20 protein-coding genes and 2 tRNA genes are annotated in these 24,472 nt (G+C 66.6%); 16 read left to right on the forward strand and 6 right to left on the reverse strand.

Annotation, left to right across the window (positions count from 1 at the left end):
• The first annotated feature begins 36 nt into the window (after window positions 1–36).
• Window positions 37–1,035, forward strand: a complete 999-nt coding sequence (locus RM50_RS06240; protein ID WP_043450980.1) for an NAD-dependent epimerase/dehydratase family protein — start codon at window positions 37–39, stop codon at window positions 1,033–1,035.
• Here the strand turns inward: RM50_RS06240 and RM50_RS06245 are convergent.
• Together RM50_RS06245 and pepN are read right to left on the reverse strand one after the other, a co-directional pair.
• A complete protein-coding gene (locus RM50_RS06245) occupies window positions 1,032–1,505 on the reverse strand; it encodes an OsmC family protein (RefSeq protein WP_043450982.1) in 474 nt (157 codons plus the stop codon). The genes RM50_RS06240 and RM50_RS06245 overlap by 4 nt on opposite strands.
• On the reverse strand, window positions 1,502–4,072 hold the full coding sequence (pepN, locus tag RM50_RS06250; protein ID WP_043450983.1) for an aminopeptidase N: 2,571 nt from the start codon (window positions 4,070–4,072) through the stop codon (window positions 1,502–1,504). Before pepN ends, RM50_RS06245 begins: the two co-directional genes overlap by 4 nt.
• Before the next feature lie 173 nt (window positions 4,073–4,245).
• On the opposite strand from pepN, the gene RM50_RS06255 reads away from it, so the two are divergent.
• From RM50_RS06255 to RM50_RS06265, 3 genes are all read left to right on the forward strand, one after another.
• Entirely contained in the window at window positions 4,246–5,259 is a 1,014-nt protein-coding gene (locus RM50_RS06255; protein WP_043450985.1) for a hypothetical protein, read from the forward strand.
• Window positions 5,260–5,345: 86 nt separating this feature from the next.
• Window positions 5,346–5,840, forward strand: coding sequence for a ribose-5-phosphate isomerase (locus RM50_RS06260; protein ID WP_043450987.1), 495 nt, complete (start codon window positions 5,346–5,348; stop codon window positions 5,838–5,840).
• Window positions 5,840–6,796 (forward strand): Fpg/Nei family DNA glycosylase, encoded by a 957-nt coding sequence (locus RM50_RS06265; RefSeq protein ID WP_043450989.1) that lies wholly within the window; start codon window positions 5,840–5,842, stop codon window positions 6,794–6,796. The genes RM50_RS06260 and RM50_RS06265 overlap by 1 nt, the downstream gene beginning before the upstream one ends.
• Before the next feature lie 157 nt (window positions 6,797–6,953).
• Here the strand turns inward: RM50_RS06265 and RM50_RS06270 are convergent.
• Window positions 6,954–7,027, reverse strand: a tRNA-Gly gene (locus RM50_RS06270).
• Between the two features lie 131 nt (window positions 7,028–7,158).
• On the opposite strand from RM50_RS06270, the gene RM50_RS06275 reads away from it, so the two are divergent.
• The 6 genes from RM50_RS06275 (at window position 7,159) to RM50_RS06300 (ending at window position 12,359) form a co-directional block, all read left to right on the forward strand.
• Window positions 7,159–7,233 (forward strand) — tRNA-Pro (locus RM50_RS06275).
• Window positions 7,234–7,310: 77 nt separating this feature from the next.
• Entirely contained in the window at window positions 7,311–8,720 is a 1,410-nt protein-coding gene (gene tig, locus RM50_RS06280; RefSeq protein WP_043450991.1) for a trigger factor, read from the forward strand.
• 233 nt (window positions 8,721–8,953) lie between these two features.
• Complete coding sequence (locus tag RM50_RS06285) at window positions 8,954–9,577, forward strand: ATP-dependent Clp protease proteolytic subunit (RefSeq protein WP_018761581.1); 624 nt, start codon at window positions 8,954–8,956, stop codon at window positions 9,575–9,577.
• 37 nt (window positions 9,578–9,614) lie between these two features.
• Window positions 9,615–10,274, forward strand: a complete 660-nt coding sequence (locus tag RM50_RS06290; RefSeq protein WP_018769476.1) for an ATP-dependent Clp protease proteolytic subunit — start codon at window positions 9,615–9,617, stop codon at window positions 10,272–10,274.
• A 174-nt stretch (window positions 10,275–10,448) separates the two neighbouring features.
• Window positions 10,449–11,729 (forward strand): ATP-dependent Clp protease ATP-binding subunit ClpX, encoded by a 1,281-nt coding sequence (gene clpX / locus RM50_RS06295; protein ID WP_043450993.1) that lies wholly within the window; start codon window positions 10,449–10,451, stop codon window positions 11,727–11,729.
• Window positions 11,730–11,744: 15 nt separating this feature from the next.
• Window positions 11,745–12,359, forward strand: coding sequence for a DsbA family protein (locus tag RM50_RS06300; protein WP_043450995.1), 615 nt, complete (start codon window positions 11,745–11,747; stop codon window positions 12,357–12,359).
• Between the two features lie 355 nt (window positions 12,360–12,714).
• On the opposite strand, the gene valS is transcribed toward RM50_RS06300, so the two are convergent.
• Window positions 12,715–15,336 (reverse strand): valine--tRNA ligase, encoded by a 2,622-nt coding sequence (valS, locus tag RM50_RS06305; RefSeq protein ID WP_043450997.1) that lies wholly within the window; start codon window positions 15,334–15,336, stop codon window positions 12,715–12,717.
• Between the two features lie 81 nt (window positions 15,337–15,417).
• On the opposite strand from valS, the gene RM50_RS06310 reads away from it, so the two are divergent.
• Together RM50_RS06310 and RM50_RS06315 are read left to right on the forward strand one after the other, a co-directional pair.
• Window positions 15,418–15,789, forward strand: a complete 372-nt coding sequence (locus tag RM50_RS06310; RefSeq protein ID WP_043450998.1) for a DUF488 domain-containing protein — start codon at window positions 15,418–15,420, stop codon at window positions 15,787–15,789.
• A gap of 18 nt (window positions 15,790–15,807) precedes the next feature.
• On the forward strand, window positions 15,808–16,566 hold the full coding sequence (locus tag RM50_RS06315) for an SDR family oxidoreductase (protein ID WP_043451000.1): 759 nt from the start codon (window positions 15,808–15,810) through the stop codon (window positions 16,564–16,566).
• Window positions 16,567–16,575: 9 nt separating this feature from the next.
• Here the strand turns inward: RM50_RS06315 and RM50_RS06320 are convergent, their stop codons facing one another.
• Window positions 16,576–17,580, reverse strand: a complete 1,005-nt coding sequence (locus tag RM50_RS06320) for an endonuclease/exonuclease/phosphatase family protein (protein WP_043451002.1) — start codon at window positions 17,578–17,580, stop codon at window positions 16,576–16,578.
• 360 nt (window positions 17,581–17,940) lie between these two features.
• On the opposite strand from RM50_RS06320, the gene ileS reads away from it, so the two are divergent.
• Genes ileS through ndk form a run of 4 tightly spaced genes read left to right on the forward strand, consistent with a single transcriptional unit; the run spans window position 17,941 to window position 23,559 of the window.
• Window positions 17,941–21,255: an isoleucine--tRNA ligase gene (gene ileS / locus RM50_RS06325; RefSeq protein WP_043451004.1), complete on the forward strand. Its 3,315-nt coding sequence runs from the start codon at window positions 17,941–17,943 to the stop codon at window positions 21,253–21,255.
• Between the two features lie 3 nt (window positions 21,256–21,258).
• Window positions 21,259–22,617, forward strand: a complete 1,359-nt coding sequence (locus RM50_RS06330) for a bifunctional folylpolyglutamate synthase/dihydrofolate synthase (RefSeq protein ID WP_043451006.1) — start codon at window positions 21,259–21,261, stop codon at window positions 22,615–22,617.
• A 2-nt stretch (window positions 22,618–22,619) separates the two neighbouring features.
• Window positions 22,620–23,084, forward strand: a complete 465-nt coding sequence (locus RM50_RS06335; protein WP_043451008.1) for a DUF4233 domain-containing protein — start codon at window positions 22,620–22,622, stop codon at window positions 23,082–23,084.
• Window positions 23,085–23,136: 52 nt separating this feature from the next.
• Complete coding sequence (ndk, locus tag RM50_RS06340) at window positions 23,137–23,559, forward strand: nucleoside-diphosphate kinase (protein ID WP_043451010.1); 423 nt, start codon at window positions 23,137–23,139, stop codon at window positions 23,557–23,559.
• 64 nt (window positions 23,560–23,623) lie between these two features.
• Here the strand turns inward: ndk and RM50_RS06345 are convergent, their stop codons facing one another.
• Window positions 23,624–24,292 carry a vitamin K epoxide reductase family protein gene (locus tag RM50_RS06345; RefSeq protein WP_043451012.1) on the reverse strand — a complete coding sequence of 223 codons (669 nt, stop codon included), beginning with the start codon at window positions 24,290–24,292 and terminating at the stop codon, window positions 23,624–23,626.
• Between the last annotated feature and the right edge of the window lie 180 nt (window positions 24,293–24,472).

Below are 24,472 nucleotides of genomic sequence, written 5' to 3' on the forward strand. Positions count from 1 at the left end.
TGTTCCCTTTCAACCCTAGCGCCGTAGCGTGGAGCAATGCGCATCCTCATCCTCGGCGGAACAGCCTTCCTTTCCCGCGAAATTGCCAGGCAGGCGGTCGCCGCCGGCCATGAAGTGACCTGCCTGGCCCGGGGGACAACGGCTGAACCGCCGCCCGGCGCGGCATGGGTGCGGGCGGACCGCTCCATCGGGGCTGCGGCGTATGACCAGGTGAAGGGGGAGTGGGATGCCGCCGTCGAGGTGGCGCGCGACCCCGGACCCGCCCGGGACGCCCTCGGAGAACTGGCCGGCAGGTCGGCGCACTGGACCTTCGTGTCGAGCTGCTCCGTCTACGCCGACCACTCCGTTCCTGACGCCGCGGAAGATGCCGCCCTCCTTCCGGCGCTTCCCCCGGGGACGCCTTCCACCCCCGAGACCTATGGCGAATCCAAGGCGGCCATCGAGGAAGCAACCCTGGCGGCGGCCGGGGAACGGGCACACCTGTGCCGGGCGGGGCTGGTCGGCGGTCCCGGCGACCCCACCGACCGCTACGGCTACTGGCCGGCGCGCTTCGCCAGGACCTCCGGGCCGGTGCTGGTTCCGGACACCGGCCACCAGCCCACCCAGGTCATCGACGTGCGGGACCTCGCGGCCTGGATCCTGCTCGCGGCCGAACGCGCTATCACCGGTGCGCTGAACGCGGGCGGGGACCAGGTGTCCTTTGCCGATCTCCTCACCGCCTGCCGCGCATCATCCTCCGGCAGCCCCGCCACTGTAGTTGCCGGTGAAGACTGGCTGGTGGAGCAGGGGGTGGGTTACTGGTCCGGGCCCGATTCGCTGCCGCTCTGGCTTCCGCCCCGCCACGAGGGCTTCATGGCCCGCAGCAACCGGGCCGCCAGGGCCGCAGGCATGGTGCTGCGGCCCTGGCAGGAGACCGTGGCGGATACCCTGGCTGATGAACGCGCCCGCGGACTGGACCGGCCGCGCAAGGCCGGCCTTTCGCCCGGAACCGAGGAACGGCTCGTGGACCTGCTCCGGACCGGCGGACCGGCCTAGGCCGCCACCGTCACCGGCCGGTGCTCCACCGGGAAGTTCACGCTGCGGGCAATGAAGCACACCTGGTTCGCCTCGTGGTGCAGGGAGGCCGCCAGGTCCGCCTGGCCGGAATCGGCCACCGTCACGCGCGGATTCAGGACCACACGCTCGAACTGCCCGCTGCCGTCCCGGTTGAGCCGCATCATCCCCGTGGCCTCGTCCCGGTAATCCGTCACCACCACGCCATGTTTCACCGCCACGTGCAGGTAGGACAGCATGTGGCACTGTGCCAGCGCAGCCAGGAGCAGCTGCTCGGGGTTGTAGCGTTCACGGTCCCCATGGAAGGTGGGGTCCGCCGACCCCTTCAGGGGCGGCAGGCCCGGAATCAGCACGTCATGGTCCCGGGAATAGCTCCGGTACGACGACGTGCCGTCACCCCGGTTGCCCGTCCACTGGACCGTCAGCGCATAGCGGTGTTCCGAAAGGTTCACTCCGGGCCGCCCTTCCCAACAACGTCGGCGGCCCGGGCACGCAGGGCGCGCGCCACGCCGTCGCGGTTCTCCAGCATCATGCGCCGCAGTGCGGCGCTCTCCGCCGGCAGCGAGGCAAGGAACCCGTCGGTCCGGTCGATGGTGGCCTGCGTGGTCAGCAGCGCAGGGTACAGCCCGACGACGATCTGCTGGGCCAGTGCGTGCGTCCGGGTTGCCACGATGCCCGGCACGGCCGCGAAATACTTCTCCGCGTACGGTTCCAGCAGCGAACGGTCCAGCACCCGCATGAATCCGGCCACGGCCGATCCCTGCAGCGCATTGGACAGCTCGCCCTTGACCACGATCGATTCCCAGGCCGCCGCCTTCGCCTCCGCGGTGGGAATCGCAGCCTTCGCCAGGGCGGCGGCGTTCTGGCCGCTGGAGGTGTTGTCGCGCTGCAGCTCGGCGTCGATGCCGTCCTGCCCCATCCTGCCGCCGGCAACCAGCGACGCCACCAGTTCCCAACGCAGGTCCTGGTCAACGGTGAGCCCCTCGAGGACGGCGGAGCCGTCCAACAGTCCGGCCACCCTGTCCAGCTGCGGGGCGCTGCGGGCCAGGAGGGCGAAGGACTTGATGAACTGCAGCTGCGCGTCCGATCCACCCGGCACTGTGGACGCCAGCTCCCACAGCCGGTCCACGGCCGAAACCGTGGTGGCTTCGCGGTGCTCCTCCGCCACATAGAAGTTCAGGGTGGTGGCCAGCTGGCGGAGCTGGACCAGGATCACGGAGGAGTCCGTTTCCGCGGCCACGTTGGACAGGATCAGCTCAACGTACTTGCGCGCCGGCGTCTCACCGTCCCGCGCAGCGTCCCACGCGGAGTTCCATACCAGGGTCCGCGGCAGGCTGTCGGCGAAGTCCTTCAGGTGGGCGGTGGCGGTGGCCAGCGACGTCGGATCGAGCCGTACCTTGGCGTAGGCGAGGTCGTCGTCATTGATGAGGATCAGGTCCGGCTGGTCCAGGCCGGCCAGTGCCGGCACTTCGGTGCGTTCGCCGTCGACATCCAGCTCCTCACGGTGCACCCGGGTGAGCCTGCCGCCGTCCAGGTTGTAGAAGCCCACGGCGAGGCGGTGCGGCCGGATGGTGGGCCACTCCGGAACAGCGGACTGCAGGATGGCAAAGGAGCGCAGCTTCCCGTCAGAATCCACGTCCAGCTCGGGGGCCAGGGTGTTGACGCCCGCCGTCTCCAGCCACTGCCGGCCCCAGCGGTCCAGGTCGCGGCCGCTGGCCTTCTCCAGCTCCACCAGCAGGTCGCGCAGCTCGGTGTTGTGCCAGGAGTGCTTGGCGAAGTACTCCCGGACCCCGGCCATGAACTGTTCCGGCCCCACCCAGGCCACCAGCTGCCGGAGCACCGAGGCGCCCTTGGCATAGGTGATGCCGTCGAAGTTGACCTCCACGTCCTGCAGGTCGTTGATCTCAGCGAAGATGGGGTGCGTGGTGGGCAGCTGGTCCTGCCGGTACGCCCAGGACTTCTCCACCGAAGCGAAGGTGGTCCAGGCACTGGTGAACGAGGTGGCTTCCACCGCAGCCAGGTGGGACATGTACTCCGCGAAGGATTCGTTGAGCCACAGGTCGTTCCACCACCGCATGGTCACCAGGTCGCCGAACCACATGTGCGCCAGTTCGTGCAGCACGGTGATGGCGCGGCGCTCGATCTGGGCGCCGGTGACCTTGCTGCGGAAGACATAGCCCTCCAGGATGGTTACCGCCCCGGCGTTCTCCATGGCCCCCGCGTTGAACTCGGGGACGAACAGCTGGTCATACTTTTCGAAGGGGTAGGGGCAGCCGAACTGCGCCTCGAAGAAACCGAAGCCCTGCCGCGTCAGTTCGAAGATGTTGTCCGCGTCCAGGTACTGCATCAGCGACTTCCGGGCAAAGACGCCCAGTGGAATGACGCGGCCGTCCGAGCTGGTGACCTCGCTGCGGACCGACTGGTACGGCCCTGCGATCAGCGCGGTGACGTAGGAAGACAGCCGCGGCGTCGGGGCAAACGTCCACACCGACCTGGCGCTGCCGTCCTCTGCGGCCCCGGCCTCCACGGGGACGGGGGTGGGCGAGTTGGAAATGACGTCCCAGTGGGACGGCGCCGTGACGGTGAAGGCGAAGGTTGCCTTCAGGTCCGGCTGCTCGAAGACCGTGAACATCCGGCGGGAGTCGGGGACTTCGAACTGGGTGTAGAGGTAGACCTCGTTGTCCACCGGGTCAACGAACCGGTGCAGGCCCTCACCGGTGTTCATGTACGGCATCTCCGCCACCACGGTCAGCTCGTTGTGCTCCGCCAGGTCAGGCAGCTGGATCCGCACGCCGTCGGCAACCGTTCCGGGGTCCAGGCTGCGTCCGTTGAGGGTGACGCTGTGCACGGTGCGGGTCACGGCATCGATGAAGCTGGCCGATCCGGGCGCTGCGGTGAATTTCACGGTGGTGGTACTGCCAAAGACCTCTCCGCCGCGGGTCAGGTCCAGGCTGACATCGTAGGACTCGACGGTGATCAGTTCGGCGCGCTCACGGGCTTCGGCGCGCGTCAGGTTCATGCCTGGCAAAGGAGGTCCTCCAGAGAAGTTTCGGCTGCCGTCCGGTGGTCCCGGTACGGGCACTGTGTTGCATTCTTTCATCCTTGAGGTCCTTGGCAAGTTGCGCAGCTCACAGCGGCCCCGCGCGCCGGGGAGGGGGTTGGACGGGCCGCCGCAGGGGTAGCGTTAAATGCATGGGAAAGCTGTTGGATTCGGTGGACACCAAGGCCCTGCGCTTCGCCGTCGGGTTCCCCGTCGTCCTGGCCGCTGCCTTCATATACTGCGCCACGCTGCTGCGCCCGGACCTTCCGGAGCCAGTCGCCTTCATGTGGACGAACGACGGCGGGACCGCCTTTGCGCCGTTCGGCGCCTACGTCGGCGTTGGGGCGGCCGGGCTCATCGCCGCCGGCTGGCTGGTGCTGCTGCAGGCCGTCCCGCTGGGCAGGCCCGTGCTGATGCGCAGGATCATGATGGGCGCAGGCCTGTTCCTGAGCCTCTTCCTCACGTCGGCCCTGGCCGCCGGCCTCATCGGCCAGACCGGCCTGGCCGACGCCCGGCAGTCCCACGTGGACATGACCGTCCTTGCGCTCGGCAGCGGAGCCGCAGTATCACTCGGCGTCGCCATGGCCATGGTCTACAAGGCAGACCGGCAATGGTCACCTGACGACGACCGGGCGCTGCAGGCCGCGATCGCCAGGGAACTGGACCCCGACCTCACCCGGGACAGCATCCGGCTGTGGGTCCACGCACGGAGCTCAGTCTTTGTCATGATCGCCATCGCCTCGCTGTTCCCGGCGGCCCTCATCGCCGTCGTGGTCCCATGGCTGGGCATCCTGCTCGTGGTGCTGGCCCTCGTGGGCGCCGCCTTCCTGTTCGCCCGGATCAGGGCGGACCGGCGCGGACTGAAGGTCCTGCTGGCCGGGTTGGTACCGGTCATGGACGTGCCCGCCGGGGCCATCTCGAACGCCAGCGCCGAGGATGTCAGGGCCGCCGACTATGGCGGGTGGGGCTACCGGCACCACGGCGGCACTGCCGCCATGCTCGTCAGCAGCGGGCCCGCCGTCGTCGTCAGCAGGACGGACGGCCAGCGCCTGGCCGTCAGCGGCGGCAGCCAGGACTCCGCTGCCCGGCTCGCCGAAGTCCTCACCCGGGTCGCCGCCCGGGCCCGCAAAAGCGGCGGAGCGCCGCCTGCGGCCCAGGATTCCTGACCGCGGCAGTCCTATATCCTTATCCGTGTCGTTCCGGCCTGCACCCGGCGGGCCGCCAGCTCCCCACAACCGAACGGACTTTGCACGTGACAACAACCCCTGCCTTCCCTCGGGTCCACATCGCCACCGACCACGCAGGCATGGAACTCAGCGCCCACCTCGTGACCCACCTGACCGGGAAGGGGTATGAGGTGGTGGACCACGGTCCCAAGTCCTACGACCCCCAGGACGACTACCCCTCCTTCTGCATCAACGCCGCGCTCGCCGTGGTGGCCGACCAGCAGGCGGGCATCCACGCCCTGGGCATCGTGCTGGGCGGATCGGGCAACGGGGAGCAGATTGCGGCCAACAAGGTCAAGGGCGTGCGCGCTGCCCTCGCCTGGAACCTGTCCACCGCCACCCTGGCGCGGGAGCACAACGACGCCAACGTGGTGGCCGTGGGCGGCCGCCAGCACTCGGTGGAGGAAGCCACGGAACTGATCGAGGCGTTCCTGAACGAACCCTTCAGCAACGACGAACGCCACGTCCGCAGGATCGGCAAGATCGCTGCCTACGAAACCACCGGCGAGGTCATCGAGTAGTGCCTGAGGGCCATTCCGTCCGGCGGCTCGCGCGCCAGTTCGGCGACGTGTTCCTCGGCGAGACGCTTGCTGTGTCCAGCCCCCAGGGCAGGTTCAGCGGGGGAGCGTCGCTGCTCGACGGGCACGTCCTGGCCGCAGCCGAAGCCCACGGCAAGCACCTCTTCCTGCACTTCGACAACAGCCTGGTGCTGCACGTGCACCTCGGCCTGTACGGCGCGTGGAGCTTCGGCGGCGACAGCACGTTCGCCGGCGCGTCGAGCATCGGTGCCCCGCGGCGGGTAGGGGAGCAGGAGGCTTTTGCGGAGGACGGCGACGGCGGTGCCGCCTACGCCGGGCCGCCGGCCCCGGTGGGAGCCGTCCGGGTCAGGCTCGCCGGCAGCCACGGCTGGGCCGACCTCCGCGGTGCCACCACCTGCGAGACCATCACCGCGGCGGAGATCGACGCGGTGCTGGCCCGGCTGGGACCGGATCCGCTGCGCAACCTCCGCGGCGATGCCGCGCGTTTCGCTGCCAACGTCCAGGCCAGGAAGACCCCGCTCGCGGCGCTGCTCATGGACCAGAAGGTGATTGCCGGCGTCGGCAACGTGTACCGCGCCGAAGTCCTCTTCCGGCGCCGCCTTGACCCGTGGCTTCCCGGCACGGCACTCGCCGACGGCGACGCCCGGAAGCTCTGGCGCGACATCGTGGCCGTCATGGCCGACGGCGTGGCGGACGGCAGGATCATCACCACCCCGCCGAAATACTGGACCCTTGACGGCACCACCGCTGCCCGGGCCGCCAGGGCAGGTATCGAGGTGCCGCCAAAGAGTGCCCGGTTTCCGCACCGCGAGGACGTGCACTTCGTCTACAAACGCCACGGGCTGCCGTGCCGGGTGTGCCGGACCATGGTGCTCATGGCCGACCTGGCCGGACGCAACCTCTACTGGTGCCCGTTGTGCCAGCAGCCGCAGGACTAGGAACGGCCTGGCGCGCGGCGAAAACGGGGCACTTCGACACTGACACGCCGTGTGCTGTCCCGTATCCCGGCTGCCGCCCCGTCAAAGTGCCCCGCGACAGGGGGGGGGCGGCACGGTTAAAACCAAAAGGACCCCTCTGCTGAGGGGTCCTTCGCGGTGGAGGGGACGACGGGAATCGAACCCGCGTAATCAGTTTGGAAGACTGAGGCTTTACCATTAAGCTACGTCCCCGAAGGAAGATCCGTTATTCGCGGAAACTCCGGGCTGGCTGTTCAAGCCGGATACAACTAAACCTAATCCATGGCCTACGTGTCAAATGTGCATTCGCGACGCGTATCACCGTAGACTTGCCTGTGCACTTACGGGGTGTAGCTCAGCTTGGCTAGAGCGCCTGCTTTGGGAGCAGGAAGTCGCAGGTTCAAATCCTGTCACCCCGACTCTGCGGCCAGGACCAGTCGGCCTGGACACATATGCGTTGCAGAAACCCATCCCACAACCCAGGAGTACTTAGACCGTGAAGAGCGCTGTCGAGAACCTCACCCCCACGCGGGTCAAGCTCAATGTTGAGGTCCCCTTTGAGGAACTGAAGCCCAGCATCGACTCGGCCTACAAGACCGTCGCTTCGCAGATCCAGGTCCCCGGGTTCCGCAAGGGCAAGGTTCCCGCCCGGATCATCGACCAGCGCGTCGGCCGCGGCTACGTCCTGGAGACCGCCATCAACGACGGCCTCAACGGCTGGTACCAGGCTGCCGTGCAGGAATCCGGCATCCGTCCCCTGAGCCGTCCCGAGGTCGAGATCACCGAGGTCCCCGACCCCTCCGCAACCGATGGCGGCCTGAAGTTCGCCGCCGAGGTTGACGTCCGCCCCGAAATCGAACTCCCGGACTACGCCGGCATCGAGGTCCAGGTTGCCGCAGCGGAATCCTCCGAGGCCGACGTCGACAAGGCCCTGGATGAACTGCGCGGCCGCTTCGGCACCCTGAAGTCCGTTGACCGCCCCGCTGCCGATGGCGACTTCCTCACCATCGACATCACGGCCAGCATCGACGGCGAAGAAGTCGACTCCGCGTCCGGCCTGTCCTACCAGGTTGGCGCCGGCACCATGCTCGAGGGCATGGACGAGGCCGTGACCGGGCTCAGCGTCGACGAGGACGCCATCTTCGACACCACCCTGGTGGGCGGTGACCACGCCGGCGAAGCCGCGCAGGTCAAGGTTGTCGTCAAGGCCGTCAAGGAACGCGAACTGCCCGAAGCGAACGATGACTTCGCCCAGCTCGCCTCCGAGTTCGACACCCTCGCCGAACTGCGCGAGGACCTGGCCAAGCAGGCCGCCGACTCCAAGATCGTGGAGCAGGGCGTCGAAGCCCGCGACAAGGTCCTGGACAAGCTGGTTGAACTGGTCGAGGTTCCGGTTCCGGACTCGGTGGTCGAAGAGCAGCTCGAAGCCCACTTCCAGGAGGGCAACGGCCACGGCGACGGCGAGCACGACACCGAGGAACACCGCGAAGAGGTCCGCGCCAACACGGCCCGCGCCTTCCAGAACGAGATCATCCTCGACGCCATTGCGGAGAAGGAAGAAGTCAACGTCAGCCAGAGCGAGCTGATCGACTACATCGTGAGCACTGCCAGCCAGTACGGCATGGACCCCAACCAGTTCGCCCAGATCATCGACCAGAGCGGCCAGGTCCCCATGATGGTCTCCGAGGTACGCCGCCGGAAGGCCCTGGCCGTTGTCCTGGGCCAGGCGACCGTCACCGACACCGAGGGCAACGCCGTTGACCTGAGCGACTTCGTGCGCCCCGCCGGTGAGGAAGCGCCCGCCGCCGACGCAGCAGACACCGAAGCAGCCGACGCCGCCGAGGCTGAGGCTCCCGGGACCGAGGCTGTCGAAGCCGAGGACACCAAGGAAGACGCCAAGGCCTAGTCCCCACAGGCCCGATGCAACGGCCCCCGGATCAATTGAGATCCGGGGGCCGTTCGCGTTGCAGCGCAGCCATGGGCCGGAGATTCGGGGATCGTGCGCCGTCAGCGAACAGCCGTCAGTGCGCGAACAAAACACCGTGGAAACCGGTTAGTGTCCAAGTAGTGATTTTCAGTGATGTCACCGTCACCAGTGAGAGGTAAGTAAACATGTCACAGCACTCAGAGGCCCCCCGGATGGCGACCGTCGATCCTGCAGCCCAGGACAACTACATTTACAACCGCCTTCTCAAGGAGCGGATCATCTGGCTGGGCTCGGAGGTGCGTGATGACAACGCCAACGCGATCTGCTCGCAGCTGCTCCTGCTCTCGGCCGAGAACCCGGAAAAGGACATCTACCTCTACATCAACTCGCCCGGCGGCTCCGTCACCGCAGGCATGGCCATCTACGACACCATGCAGTTCATCCCCAACGACGTCGTCACCGTCGCCACCGGCCTGGCAGCATCGATGGGGCAGTTCCTGCTCTCCTCGGGCACCAAGGGCAAGCGCTACGCCACCCCGAACGCCCGCGTCCTGATGCACCAGCCCTCCGGCGGCATCGGCGGCACCGCGTCCGACATCAAGATCCAGGCCGAACTCATCCTGCACATGAAGAAGGTCATGGCGGAACTGACCGCCGAGCAGACCGGCCAGACCGTTGAGACCATCCTCAAGGACAACGACCGCGACAAGTGGTTCACTGCCACCGAGGCGCTCGAGTACGGCTTCTTCGACAAGATCGCCGCCCACGCCGGCTCCGTCTCCGGCGGCGGCGGAACGTCCAACGGATCCTCCGGCGAATCAGCCTCCCAGAACTAACCGGCACTCAGAACCCCTTCGATCAGGAGCAAACACAATGAACTACAACTTCGGGTGGTCAGCCGGCAATCTTCCGTCCAGCCGCTACGTCCTGCCGCAGTTCGAGGAACGGACCCCCTACGGCTTCAAGCGCCAGGACCCCTACACCAAGCTCTTCGAGGACCGCATCATCTTCCTCGGCGTCCAGGTTGACGACGCTTCCGCTGACGACATCATGGCCCAGCTGCTGGTCCTGGAATCAACGGACCCGGACCGCGACATCACCCTGTACATCAACTCGCCCGGCGGCTCCTTCACGGCCATGACGGCGATCTACGACACCATGCAGTACATCCGCCCCGAGATCCAGACCGTCTGCCTGGGCCAGGCCGCCAGCGCGGCCGCCGTCCTGCTGGCCGCCGGTACCCCCGGCAAGCGGCTGGCACTGCCCAACGCCCGCGTCCTGATCCACCAGCCGGCACTGTCCGGCGGCCAGGGCGGGCAGGCCTCCGACCTGGAAATCCAGGCCGCAGAGGTCATGCGCATGCGCTCCTGGCTGGAGGACACGCTGGCCCACCACTCGGGACGCACGTCCGAGCAGGTCAACAACGACATCGAGCGTGACAAGATCCTCACCGCCGAAGAGGCCCAGGCATACGGCCTCATCGACCAGGTCCTCGATTCACGCAAGATCAAGCCGCAGGCAATTACGCGGTAGCAGTACGGAAAGCCGGTGCGGCCCAGTTCATTTGGCCGCACCGGCCTTTTCTTTCCACCCTTGGCGGCGAATGTGACCTAGAGTGGATGTTGTCACAATCCGGTCTGCGATGGCCGGGAAGATTTCAGCAATGGTGCAGAGCTGCCTGGCAGCAGGATACTAAGGGGTTCACATATGGCTCGGATTGGCGAGAGCACGGATCTGCTGAAGTGCTCTTTCTGCGGAAAGAGCCAGAAGCAGGTGCGCAAGCTCATTGCCGGGCCCGGTGTCTACATCTGTGATGAATGCATCGAGTTGTGCAACGAAATCATCGAAGAGGAGCTCGCGGAGGTCGCGGATCTCGGCAGCTTCGAACTGCCCAAGCCGCGTGAAATCTTCGACTTCCTGCAGGAATACGTCATTGGCCAGGAACCTGCCAAGCGCTCCCTCGCCGTCGCGGTCTACAACCATTACAAGCGCATCCAGGCCGGCCACGCGCCCAAGTCCGGAAGCCTTGGCGACGGCGGACACCATGACGACGTCGAAATCGCCAAGTCGAACATCCTCCTCATCGGCCCCACCGGCTGTGGAAAGACCTACCTCGCGCAGACCCTCGCCCGGCGCCTGAACGTACCGTTCGCAGTCGCCGACGCCACGGCTTTGACCGAGGCCGGCTACGTGGGCGAAGACGTGGAAAATATCCTCCTCAAGCTCATCCAGGCCGCGGACTACGACGTCAAGAAGGCCGAACAGGGCATCATCTACATCGACGAGATCGACAAGATCTCCCGCAAGAGCGAGAACCCCTCCATCACCCGGGACGTCTCCGGTGAAGGCGTGCAGCAGGCGCTCCTGAAAATCCTGGAAGGCACCGTCGCCTCTGTGCCGCCGCAGGGCGGACGCAAGCACCCGCACCAGGAATTCATCCAGATCGACACCACCAACGTCCTGTTCATCGTCGCCGGCGCGTTCGCCGGCCTTGAGGAGATCATCGGCTCCCGCTCCGGCCGGAAGGGCATCGGCTTCGGTGCTCCGCTCAACGAGGCCAGCAAGAAAGTGGATTCCTACGGCGAGGTCATGCCTGAAGACCTGCTCAAATTCGGCCTGATCCCCGAATTCATCGGCAGGCTCCCGGTGATTACCACCGTCTCCAACCTGGACCGCGACGCCCTGATCCAGATCCTCTCCACCCCCAAGAACGCCCTGGTGAAGCAGTACCAGAAGATGTTCCAGATCGACGGCGTGGAACTCGTGTTCGACGACACCGCCCTGGAAGCCATCGCGGACCAGGCACTGGAACGCGGCACGGGGGCACGCGGCCTCCGCGCCATCCTCGAAGAGGTCCTGCTTCCCGTGATGTTCGACCTGCCGAGCCGCGAGGACGTGGCCAGCGTGGTGATCACCGAGGACGTGGTCCTGCGGGGGGCTGAGCCCACCATGATTCCGCACGTGGCCAAGCGCCGTAAGTCTGCCTGACCTGGAGGAAAACCCTTGACTTCACCTGCCAAGAACAAAGCCGATTTCTGGTTCGACCCCCTGTGCCCGTTCGCGTGGGTCACCTCCCGCTGGATCGGTGAGGTGGAGGCCGTTCGCGACATCGAGACGGAGTGGCACGTCATGAGCCTGGCCGTCCTGAATGAGGGACGCGACCTTGAACCCGGCTACCGCGAATCCATGGATAACGCCTGGGGGATGGTGCGCGTCATCATCGCCGCCCGGGAGGAGCACGGGCCGCAGGTCATCAAGCCGCTGTATGACGCCATGGGCACGCTCATCCACAACCAGGGTGAAAAGGACCGCACGCAGGTGATCACCAAGGCCCTGGCCGAGTGCGGGCTGCCCGCCTCCCTGGCCGAGGCCGCCACCACAGACGCCTACGACCCCCAGCTCCGTGCCAGCCATGAGGAAGGCATCTCGCTGGTGGGGCAGGATGTGGGAACGCCCGTGGTCGCGTTCAACGGCACCGCCTTCTTCGGGCCCGTCCTGACCCGCATTCCGCGCGGCGAGGAAGCCGGCAAAATCTGGGACGCCACCACCGCCATCGCCGCGTACCCGCACTTCTTCGAGCTCAAGCGCAGCCGCACGGAGAGCCCGGAATTCGACTAGATTCCGGGCGGCGTCCGGGCTCACCTGACGCGCAAAGGGCCCCGGGATAACTACCGTTGTGTAGTTATCCCGGGGCCCTTGTGCATGCCCTGGAGCAGGAGAACAATGGTTTTTACCCACTTCGAAAGAAGCGGGACGCAGGAACCAAAGATTCAGTGATATGTAGTTTGACGCAGCCATCGGCAAAGTTGAATGCAAGCTACCAGTGACGGTGTAGTAAGACCTGAAGATCAGCGGATCCTGCCAGACCATCAGAGTTCGTCACCAGATGGCCGAAAAGTCGAAGCCCCACCAACGGCAAAACGCTGATGGGGCTTCCCCTTTGCCCGGAAACGGGCCACTCACTGGACCGGCGTCAGGCCTTGGCGGGTTCGTCGCTCGGCGCCAGGGCCACGCCGGTGACGGCGAGCTCGCCCTCACCCACCACCAACGTGATGTCCCGGGCGTTGGACGCAGCCTTCAGGTCGGCCAGCCCCGCCCGGAGCTGTGCCGTCAGCGCTTCCGGAGCGGTGATGGTTGCGGACAGCACCTCGGTGCGCTGCTTGACCTTCGCCTCCGACTTGGCCTTGCGGACACCACTGAGGGCCACGCCGACAGTGGCCAACATGGTGGTGTCCCCGCCGGGAATTTCCAGCGCGGCCGGCCATGCGGCACGGTGCACGGAGCCGTTGCGCCACCAGCTCCAGACTTCCTCCGTGGCGAAGGGCAGGAACGGGGCGAAGAGCCGCAGCAAAGTGTCCAGGGTTGTGGCCAGGGCGGCCAGCACGGATGCCTGCTCAGCTTCGCCGGCGGCCCCGTAGGCACGGTCCTTGATCAGCTCAACGTAGTCGTCGGTGAACTGCCAGAAGAAGGTTTCCGTGAGCTGCAGGGCGCGCGCGTAGTCGTAGTTGTCGAACGCCTTGGTGGACTGTGCCACAACGTCGGCCAGCTGGGCCAGCAGCGCCCGGTCCAAGGGGTTCGTCAGGACGCCGAGGTCGCCGGAAAGTACGGAGTTCTCCGTGGCGCCGAGGTTCAGCACGAACTTCGAGGCGTTCAGCAGCTTGATGGCCAGGCGGCGGCCGATCTTCATCTGCGCGATCTCGTAGGCGGTGTCTGCGCCGAGCCGCGCCGAGGCAGCCCAGTAGCGGACGGCGTCGGAGCCGTATTCGTTCAGCACATCCGTGGGGACCACCACGTTGCCCTTGGACTTGGACATCTTCTTGCGGTCCGGATCCAGGATCCAGCCGGAGATGGCCGCGTGCTTCCAGGGGGCGTTCTTCTGCAGCGCATCCGCGCGGACCACCGAGGAGAACAGCCAGGTCCTGATGATGTCGTGGCCCTGGGGCCGGAGATCGAACGGGTACACCTTGGCGAACAGGTCCTCGTCCCGGCTCCAGCCGCCAACGATCTGCGGCGTCAGTGACGACGTGGCCCAGGTGTCCAGGACGTCGGCGTCGCCGGTGAAGCCGTTCGGCTGGTCACGCTGCGTCTCGTCAAAGCCCGGCGCAGCGTCAGCCGCCGGATCGACGGGAAGCAGGTCGTCGGAGGGCAGGATGGGGTTGTCGTAGTCCGGGTTGCCCTGGGCATCCAGCGGATACCAGACGGGGATGGGCACGCCGAAGAACCGCTGCCGGGAGACCAGCCAGTCGCCGTTCAGCCCGGCGATCCAGTTCTCGTAGCGGGAGCGCATGAACGACGGGTGGAAGTCGATCTCCTTGCCCCGGCCGATCAGGCGTTCGCGGCGGTCCTCGTCGCGTCCGCCGTTGCGGATGTACCACTGGCGTGAGGTGACCACTTCCAGCGGCTTGTCGCCCTTTTCGAAGAAGTTCACCGGGTGGGTGATCTTCTTGGGTTCGCCGTCCAGCAGCCCGGCTTCCTTGAGCAGTTCAACCACTGCTTCCTTGGCGGAGAAGGCGGTCTTGCCGGCAATCGCCGCGTACGCTTCCCTGCCGGCTTCGCTGGTGATCCACTCCGGGGTCTCGCCGATGATGCGCCCGTCGCGGCCCATGATGGCCCGGGTGGGAAGCTGCAGCTCGCGCCACCACGTGACGTCGGTCAGGTCACCAAAGGTGCAGACCATCGCGATGCCGGAGCCCTTGTCCGCCTTGGCCAGCGGGTGGGCCTTGACCTCAAGCTCCACGTCGAACAGCGGGGACCTCACGGTCTTGCCGAACAGCGGCTGGTACCGCTCGTCGTCGGGGTTTGCCACCAGCGCGGCACATGCTGCGAGCAGCTCCGGCCGGGTGGTCTCGATGAAGACCTTGTCCCCGTCTTCGGTGAAGAAGGGGTACCGGTAGTACGCGCCGGGCACTTCGCGGTCCTCCAGCTCCGCCTGGGCCACTGCGGTGCGGAAGGTGACGTCCCAGAGCGTGGGAGCCTCGGCCATGTAGGCGTCGCCGGCGGCCAGGTTGGCCAGGAAGGCGCGCTGGGACACGGCACGCGAAGTGTCATCAATGGTGCGGTAGGTCAGGTCCCAGTCCACGGACAGGCCCAGGGTCTGGAACAGGTTCTCGAAGACTTTTTCATCCTCGACAGCGAGTTCCTCGCACAGTTCGATGAAGTTCTGGCGCGATACAACGTCGAAGTCGCGCTGGTTCTTGGCCGGCTGGGCCGGCGGCCGGTAGTCGGCGTTGTACGGGATGGCGGGATCGCAGCGGACACCGTAGTAGTTCTGGACCCGGCGTTCGGTAGGCAGGCCGTTGTCGTCCCAGCCCATCGGGTAGAAGACGTTCTTGCCGGTCATGCGCATGTAGCGGGCCTGGACGTCCGTCTGGGTGAAGGAAAACATGTGCCCCACATGCAGGGATCCCGACGCGGTGGGCGGGGGAGTGTCGATCGAGTAGACCTGCTCCCGGGTGGTGTCGGGGTTGAACTTGTAGGTTCCCTCGGCAAGCCAGCGCTGCGTGAGCGCCGTTTCGAGGCCTTCGAGGGCCGGCTTGTCCGGAACGTTGATGGGGGCGGTGGTGGGCGTGTCTGTACCCTGCGTGTCTTCAGCCATTGGGCAATTCTTTCATGCCCGCTTGCATCCCACCCAACCCGCGCGCCCCGGCGGGACGCGGGCACGGGTAGCATGCCGCTTATGAGCGGGACTCATGGAACCTTTGGCATCAAGCGCACCTATGACGCCGTGGCGGACGACGACGGCTTCCGGGTGCTGGTGGACCGGCTTTGGCCCCGCGGCATGCCCAAGGAGGGCGCCGCCGTCGACCTCTGGCTCAAGGACGTGGCACCATCCACGGAGTTGCGCAAGGAGTTCAACCACCGCCCCGAACGGTTTGCCGATTTCGGTGCACGCTACCGGCTCGAACTGGACTCCAATCCAGCGGTGGACACCCTGCTGGAACTGGCTGCCGGCCACCCCCGCGTCACCCTTCTCTACGCCGCCCGCAACACCGAGGCCAACAACGCGAGGGTGCTCCTTGATTACCTCCGCGAACGTCCCTCCGCCTGATCCGGCTAGGGTGGTGCCATGACTGAGCACTTGCAGAAAAAGGCAGCACTGGTGACCGGCGCGAGCAGCGGCATCGGGGAAGCGACCGTGCGCGCGCTGCGCGCCGACGGCTGGACGGTCTTCGCCGTGGCCCGCCGGGCCGACCGTCTCGCCGCCCTGGAAAGCGCGACGGGCGCCGTCGCCATTCCTGCCGACATTGCAGAGGACGACGACGTGTCCCGGCTCCTCGCGCAGGTCACGAAGGCGGGCGGCATCGACACGCTGGTCAACATCGCCGGCGGCGCCCGCGGTGCCGACCGGGTGGGCGATGCCAGCACCGACGACTGGGAATGGATGTACCGCGTCAACGTCCTGGGCACCATGAAGCTGACCCGCGCGTTCCTGCCCATGCTGCGCGCCACCGGCGGGGGAACGGTGCTGAACCTGACCTCCACGGCCGGGCTGGACGCCTACGAAGGCGGCGGCGGATACAACGCCGCCAAGTTCGGCCAGCACGCCCTGACCAATGCGCTCCGGCTGGAGGAAGCCGAGCACAACGTCCGCGTGATCGAGGTGGCCCCCGGCCTGGTGCAGACCGAGGAGTTCGCCCTCAACCGGCTGGGGGATGCCCAGGCCGCGGGCAAGGTGTACCAGGGCGTGGAGAAGCCGTTGACGGCAGAGGATGTAGCCGACGTGGTCCGTTACGCCGTCACCGTTCCGCACCATATCAACCTGGATCAGATCGTCATCCGGCCCGTGGCGCAGGCGGCAACGCACAAGCTGATCCGCAAGGGCTGACAAGGGTCGCTAGGGGACCCGGATGTTCAACGTGGCGGACACCGCGGCGTGGTCCGTCCCCTCCAGCCTGTCCACCGAATACCCGGACGCCTGGATGTCCGGGCTGGTGACCAGGTGGTCAAGGGCGATCCCCGGGAGATGGTAGCCCCGCATCGGCCAGGTGGGGACCAGCCTGCTGCCCAGCGATGCCGCCACGTCCAGGAGGGGGCGGCCTCCTGTTCCTGCCAGCAGCGCCCGGAATTCCCGGTGGTCGTGGGTCGCGTTGAAGTCCCCGGCAAGCAGCAGGGGACCCGACCCCGGGTCAGCACCGGCTGCGGCAACCAGGTCGCTGCGCCATTGGCCGAGGCCGTTTCCCACCGGCGCCAGGGCGTGCACCGCTGCCACGCGCAGGACGGTGCCGTTGCCGGCGCCCAGGTCCACGTCGGCCACCGGCATGCTGAACCGGGTGCCGGGCAGTGCGCCGGCCTCCTGCAGCGGGTAAGAGGAGTAGATGGCGCTGCCGGCGGCACGGTCCCGCGGACGGGCAACCCGGTGGGGGAGCACGTTGTCCAGTCCCGCCGCCGTGAGCCTTCGTGCGAGTTGGGGCGTGTACTCCTCGACTGCCAGCAGATCAACTCGCCGTTCACGGACCAGCTTCACCAGGGCCGCCGCGTCAGCCCCGCCCAACTCGGCGTTGATGCTCAGGACAACCAGGGACACCTGGCTGCCGGCGGCCTCGGCGGCCGGTTCACGGATGTCCAGCGGGAACAGCCAGAACGCCTGGCAGCCCGCCAGCGCCGCGGCCAGCACCTGCTGCCACCTGCTCCGTCCCAGGAACGCCAACAGCAGGGCTGCGGCGGCGGGCACCGCGGCCCAGGGCGTGAACGCCACCAGCTGCACCGCGAACACGGGCCAGTCGGCGGGTACCGCCCGGATCACGGATACTGCCACGACCGGAAGGGCGGCGGGAACGAACAGCCATCTGCACGCCACAGCCGCACGCCTGCGCGCAACCGAATCCCCGGGAGCTGCCATGAGGCGAGTCTAGGCACACCACCGGGTCCGCGTCAGGCCCTGAATGGCACAGGATGCCGGTGGAATAGTAGACTCAACAGTGGCTATGACCCGGCAATCACCGGTGAGCTTCCGGAAGAACGTGCGGCCGCGCCATGCAGGGCGGGCGGCATTAGTAGAACCGGACGGGTAAGCCCGTTACAGCAGTAATGAGAGGCCGGGGCCAGCGGCCGTTCCTTCGGGAACACGCAGCGCCGGTAAGTGAGGTGGTACCGCGGTAGGCGTGCAGTCTTCGGACCGTACGGCAGCCGTCCTCGCATCCTGAACGGAACCTCCGGCCCGTGCCGGAGGTTCACCCGCGCTCAACCCAGGATGTCGAACATGACGTTTTACCCCAAGGCCTCAGCCAGTACCTCTGCCAATGGCAGCGCCGGCGTTTCCGCCTCCGTGAAGTTCCCGGAGATCGAAGAGCGCATCCTGAAGTACTGGGACCAGGACGGCACCTTCCAGGCAAGCATCGACCAGCGCAGCGCCGACGTCCCCGGTGGTGAGCCCGGCAGCAACGAATTCGTGTTCTACGACGGCCCGCCCTTCGCCAACGGCCTGCCGCACTACGGACACCTGCTGACCGGCTATGCCAAGGACCTGGTGGGCCGGTACCAGACCCAACGCGGAAAGCGCGTGGAGCGCCGCTTTGGCTGGGACACCCACGGCCTTCCCGCCGAGCTCGAAGCCATGAAGCAGCTGGGGATGACCGACAAGACCCAGATCGAAGCCATGGGCATCGACAAGTTCAACGACGCGTGCCGCGCCTCGGTGATGAAATACGCCGACGAGTGGCGCAGCTACGTCACCCGCCAGGCCCGCTGGGTGGACTTCGACAATGACTACAAGACGCTCAACGTCGAATACATGGAGTCGGTCCTCTGGGCGTTCAAGCAGCTGCACGACAAGGGCCTGACCTACAACGGCTACCGGGTCCTGCCGTATTGCTGGAAGGACGAAACGCCGCTGTCCAACCATGAACTGCGCATGGACGACGACGTCTACAAGAACCGCCAGGACCAGACGGTGACCGTCACGTTCCCCATCCTCGCCGGGAAGTCGGAGCTGTCGCAGAAGCTTGCCGGCGTTCAGGCCCTGGCCTGGACCACCACGCCCTGGACGCTGCCCACCAACGCCGCGCTCGCCGTCGGGCCTTCCATCGCGTACGCCGTGCTGCCGGCCGGCCCCAACGGCATCAAGGCGGCCTCGCCCGACGCTCCCGTCGGCGGCAGCTTCCTGCTCGCCGCGGACCTGCTGGGCAGCTACGCCAAAGACCTCGGCTACGACAGCTTCGAGGACGCGGCAGCGGCCGTCGTGGCCACCTACACCGGTTCCGAACTCGAAGGCCTCGAGTACCAGCGGCTCTGGGACGACTTCGCCGACAACGAGAAGTACGGCATGGAGAACGCCTGGCGTTTCGTGGTGGCCGACTACGTCACCACCACGGACGGCACCGGTATCGTCCACCAGGCACCCGCCTACGGTGAAGACGACCAGAAAGTCTGCGAGGAGGCGGGTATCCCCGTGGTGCTCTCCGTCGACGAAGGCGCGCGGTTCCTGCCGCTGTTCAAGCACGGCGACCTTCACGGAATCGTGGGCCTGCAGGTCTTCGAGGCCAACAAGCCCATCACGCAGGTGCTGCGGGCCCAGGGCCGGCTGGTGCGCCAGGCCAGCTACGAGCACAGCTACCCGCACTGCTGGCGCTGCCGCAACCCGCTGATCTACCGCGCGGTGTCCTCCTGGTACGTGGAGGTCACCAAGTTCAAGGACCGCATGTCCGAACTGAACCAGGAGATCAACTGGATCCCCGGCAACGTGAAGGACGGCCAGTTCGGCAAGTGGCTGGAAAACGCCCGCGACTGGTCCATCAGCCGCAACCGGTTCTGGGGCAGCCCCATCCCCGTGTGGCAGTCGACCGATCCCGAATACCCGCGCACCGACGTCTACGGCTCCCTCGCCGAGATCGAGGCCGACTTCGGCCGCCTGCCGCTGAACAAGGATGGCCAGGTGGACCTGCACCGGCCGTTCATCGACGAGCTCACCCGGCCGAACCCGGACGACCCCCGTACGCCCGAAGAGGGCCAGTCCGTGATGCGACGCGTGGAGGACGTCCTGGATGTCTGGTTCGACTCCGGCTCCATGCCGTACGGCCAGGTGCACTACCCGTTCGAGAACGAGGCCTGGTTCAACACCCACAACCCGGCCGACTTCATCGTCGAGTACATCGGCCAGACCCGCGGCTGGTTCTACATGCTGCACATCCTCTCCACCGCGCTTTTCGACCGGCCCGCGTTCCGCAACGTCATCAGCCATGGCATCGTGCTGGGCTCCGATGGCCAGAAGATGTCCAAGAGCCTGCGCAACTACCCGGACGTGTCGGAAGTCCTTGACCGGGACGGTTCCGACGCGATGCGCTGGTTCCTGATGTCCAGCCCCATCCTGCGCGGCGGCAACCTCATCGTCACCGAACAGGGCATCCGCGACGGCGTGCGCCAGGTCATCCTGCCGCTCTGGAACGTCTACAGCTTCTTCACCCTGTACACCAATGCCGCCAACGGCGGCGCGGGATACGACGCCAAGCTGCGCTACGAGGGCTACCGGGACACCCTGGACCAGTACCTGCTGGCCAACACCGGCGACCTGGTCCGCAGCATGACCGCCCAGCTGGACACCTATGACATCTCCGGAGCCTGCGACTCGCTGCGCAGCTACCTGGACATGCTCACCAACTGGTATGTCCGGCGGAGCCGCCAGCGGTTCTTCGACGAGGACCAGGACGCCTTCGATGCCCTGTACACCGCCCTGGAAACCGTCACGCGTGCCGCGGCGTCCCTGCTGCCTCTGGTGTCCGAGGAGATCTGGCGCGGCCTGACCGGCGGCCGGTCCGTGCACCTTGCCGACTGGCCGGACGCGGACCTGTTCCCGGCCAACCCGTCCCTGGTGGAAGCCATGGACCGGGTCCAGCAGATCTGCTCCACCGGCTCCTCGCTGCGCAAGGCAGCGAACCTGCGGGTGCGCCTGCCGCTGCAGGAACTCACCGTCGTGGCACCCGGTGCGGACGCGCTGGAAGGTTTTGCCGCCGTCGTCGCCGACGAACTCAACCTCCGTTCCGTCCGCCTCCTGGACGCCGCCACCGCTTCGCCCGAGGAGTTCGGCATCCAGCAGAAGCTGGTGGTCAACGCCCGGGCCGCCGGTCCGCGCCTGGGCAAGAACGTCCAGCTGGCCATTAAGGGCTCCAAGTCCGGCGACTGGTCAGTGGACGACGACGGTGTGGTCACCGCCGGGGGCCTCCAGCTGGAGCCCCAGGAGTACACGCTGGAGACCGTGGTGGCGGAGTCCGAGGGCGGTTCCGCCGCTGTTGCCGTGCTGCCCGGAGGCGGGTTCGTTGTGCTCAACACCGAGGTCACACCCGAGCTTGAAGCCGAAGGACTGGCCCGCGACATGGTCCGCGCCATCCAGCAGGCACGCAAGGACGCCGGACTGAACGTCAGCGACCGGATCCGGACGTCGGTGACCGCCTCGCAGAACGTGGTGGATGCCCTGCTGGCCAACGCCGGACTCGTCAAGGGCGAAACGCTGACGGTGGACCTGGACGCCCATGCAGGCACCGCGGCTGAACCCGCCGTCGCCGTTGAAAAAGTGGAGGCCTAGGACATGACCGACGAATTTTCCGTGGAAAGCGTCTACGCCGAGCTGCTGGGACGGGCGCCGGAAAACAAGATGGAGCCCCGGCTGGCGCCGCTGTTCCGCGCCATGGATGTCCTCGGGGAGCCCAATAAGGCGTACCCGATCATCCACGTGACCGGAACCAACGGCAAGACCTCGACGTCGCGGATGATCGAGTCCGTGCTCCGCGCCCACGGACTGAGCACGGGCCGGTACACCAGCCCGCACCTGTCCAAGGTCACGGAGCGGATCAGCATCGACGGCCACCCGGTGCCGGACGAAACGTTCGTCAGGATCTGGGACGAAATCCGGCCCTACCTGGAGATCGTGGACTCCGAACTCGAGGCCGAGGGCCAGCCGCGGCTGACCTACTTCGAGTGCCTCACGATCCTGGGCTTCGCCGTCTTCGCCGACCAGCCCGTCAATGTGGCCATCATCGAAGTGGGCCTGGGCGGCATCACGGACGCCACCAATGTCGGCGACGGCCAGGTCTCGGTGGTGACGCCGATTTCGCTGGACCACACCGACCTCCTGGGGGACACCACTGAGGACATTGCCCGCGAAAAGGCCGGCATCATCAAGCCCGGCGGGTACCTTGTCAGCGCTGCCCAGCCCCTCGACGCGGCGCAGGTACTGCTGGAGAAGGCCAAGGAAGTGGGCGTGCCGTTCCGCTTCGAGGGTGTGGAGTTCGGCGTCGAGTCCCGCACGGTGGCCGTTGGCGGACAGGTGGTGACCATCCAGGGCATCGCCGGCCGCTACCCGGACCTTCTGGTGCCGCTGCACGGCGCACACCAGGCACAGAACGCTGCCGTGGCGGTTGCCGCCCTGGAGGCATTCTTCGGCGGCGAAAAGGAACTCGACTTCGAGGTCCTGCAGGAAGGCTTCGCGGCTGTCACGTCCCCGGGCCGGCTGGAGGTGGTCCGGACCGCGCCCACCATCATCGTGGACGCCGCCCACAACCCGGACGGCATCAAGGCTTCGGCTGCCGCGCTGCAGGAAGCGTTCACGTTCACCCGCCTGGTTCCGGTGGTCGGCGTACTCAAGGAGAAAGACGCCGAGGAGATCCTCCGTGAACTCAGGGAATCCCTGGGCGACATGGCGTCGGAGTACTGCTTCACCCAGTCCAACTCGCCGCGCGCCGTTCCGGCCGCCGAGCTCGCCGAGCTTGCGGTGGACCTCGGCTTTGGCGAGGACAACGTGCACATCGCGGAGAAACTGGACGACGCACTGGAATGGGCCGTTGAGCGGGCCGAAGCCAACGATGACCTCTCCGGCGGCGTGCTGGTCACCGGATCGATCACCCTGGTGGCGGAAGCACGCATCCTGCTCGGCAAGACGGAGGCGTAGGCATGGCCAAACTGACCAAGGCACAGCGGGAATGGCGTCCCGGGATGCCGAAGAAGCGCCGGTCCACCAAGGTGATGTTCGCCTCCACGGTGCTGCTCCTGGAAGCGTTCGTCATGTTCTTCGCCACCCTGGTGGTGTTCGGCCTGCGGCGCGGGGAGTTTCCGCCGGCGCTGATCCTCGGCGTGGGCATTGCCCTCAGCGCGGTCATGGTCTTCGCCTGCGCGGTCCTCAACAAACCCTGGGGGATTGGATTGGGCTGGATCCTGCAGCTCGTCCTGATCCTCACCGGCATCTTTGAGCCGGCCATGTTCCTGGTGGGCGCGCTCTTCGCCCTGGCCTGGTGGTACGGCATCCGGACCGGCATCCGGCTGGACCGGGAAGCGGCGCAGCGTGCCCGCGAGCAGGCTGAATGGGAGGCGGCCCATCCGGACCAGGCCGCCGGCCCCGCCCAGCCCCAAACTCCGTAAACCAGTCCCCGTAGACTTATCCCGAAACCCCCACCAACCCATTGGAGCAGTTGTGACTACAGAGCGCACCCTCGTCCTGATCAAGCCCGACGGCGTCGCCCGTAACCTGAGTGGCGCCATCCTGGCCCGGATCGAAGCCAAAGGCTACAGCCTGGTCGAGCTGAAGAAGGTTGACGCCACCCGCGAACTGCTGGAGCAGCACTACGAGGAGCACGTGGGCAAGCCGTTCTACGAGCCGCTGGTGGAGTTCATGCTCAGCGGCCCGGTCGTGGCGGCCATCTTCGAAGGCCACCGCGTGATCGAGGGCTTCCGGTCCCTGGCGGGCACCACGGACCCCACGACGGCGGCCCCCGGCACCATCCGCGGCGACTTCGGCCGCGACTGGGGCCTGAAAGTCCAGCAGAACCTCGTGCACGGTTCCGACTCCACCGAGTCCGCTGAGCGCGAGATCAAGATCTGGTTCCAGGAGAACTAACAGCAGCAAAGGGGAGGGCCGGTGTTCGATGTGAACACCGGCCCTCCCTTTGCTGTAACTGCGGCTAGAAACCCGAGGTTCCCGCGAAAATCTGGATGAACGCGAAGAAGATGGTGGCGATGACGGCCACGTACAGCAGCGCGGTGATGATCCAGCCGGAGTCATCCAGGACACGGGCTGCGCCTGCGGGCATCGGAATCACGCCGGCCGAGATGTTGCGGATGGTGGTCCAGACAAAGAGCGGAATCATCGCGGCCCAGACGATCATGCAGAACGGGCACAGGACGTGGATGGCGTACAGCGCCTGGGACCACAGCCACACGACGAAGATGAAACCGAGGGTGACGCCTGCCTGCAGACCGATCCAGTACCAGCGGGCGAAGGTGGCCCCGGACAGCAGGGCCATGCCCACGGTGATGATGACGGCGAACGCCACGATGCCAATGAACATGTTCGGGAAGCCGAAGAGCGAGCTCTGCCATGTCTTCATGACTTCGCCGCAGGAGATCCAGGGATTCACGTCGCATACGGTGACGTGGTTGGGATCCTTGAGCACTTCCAGCTTCTCCAGTACCAGGGTTCCGGAGGCAAGCCAACCAACAAGGCCGGTGACGACCAGCAGCCAGCCGAAGGGCCGGTTGCGGGTCATCCGCGGGACATTCGCGGCAGGACTGGACTGCGGATCGGCGGCCCGTTCCTGGTGGTGGGCGCTGACGGGGGAGGTGCTGGGCATTGGTGTGGCGTCCTTTTCGTCCGGTGCTCCTGTGCCTGATTGTAACGCCGGACCCTGAGGCCACCACACAGCAACGGAAGAGCATCGGCTGCCTCCGCGGCGATCCGGCGCGGGTATGAGAGAATGAACGTGGCTGGAAGCCGATCCACATTCGGACTCCGGTCCGGTGGTTTGTTCCAA

This window comes from Pseudarthrobacter phenanthrenivorans, assembly GCF_000813845.1.
GTDB lineage: Bacteria > Actinomycetota > Actinomycetes > Actinomycetales > Micrococcaceae > Arthrobacter > Arthrobacter phenanthrenivorans_B.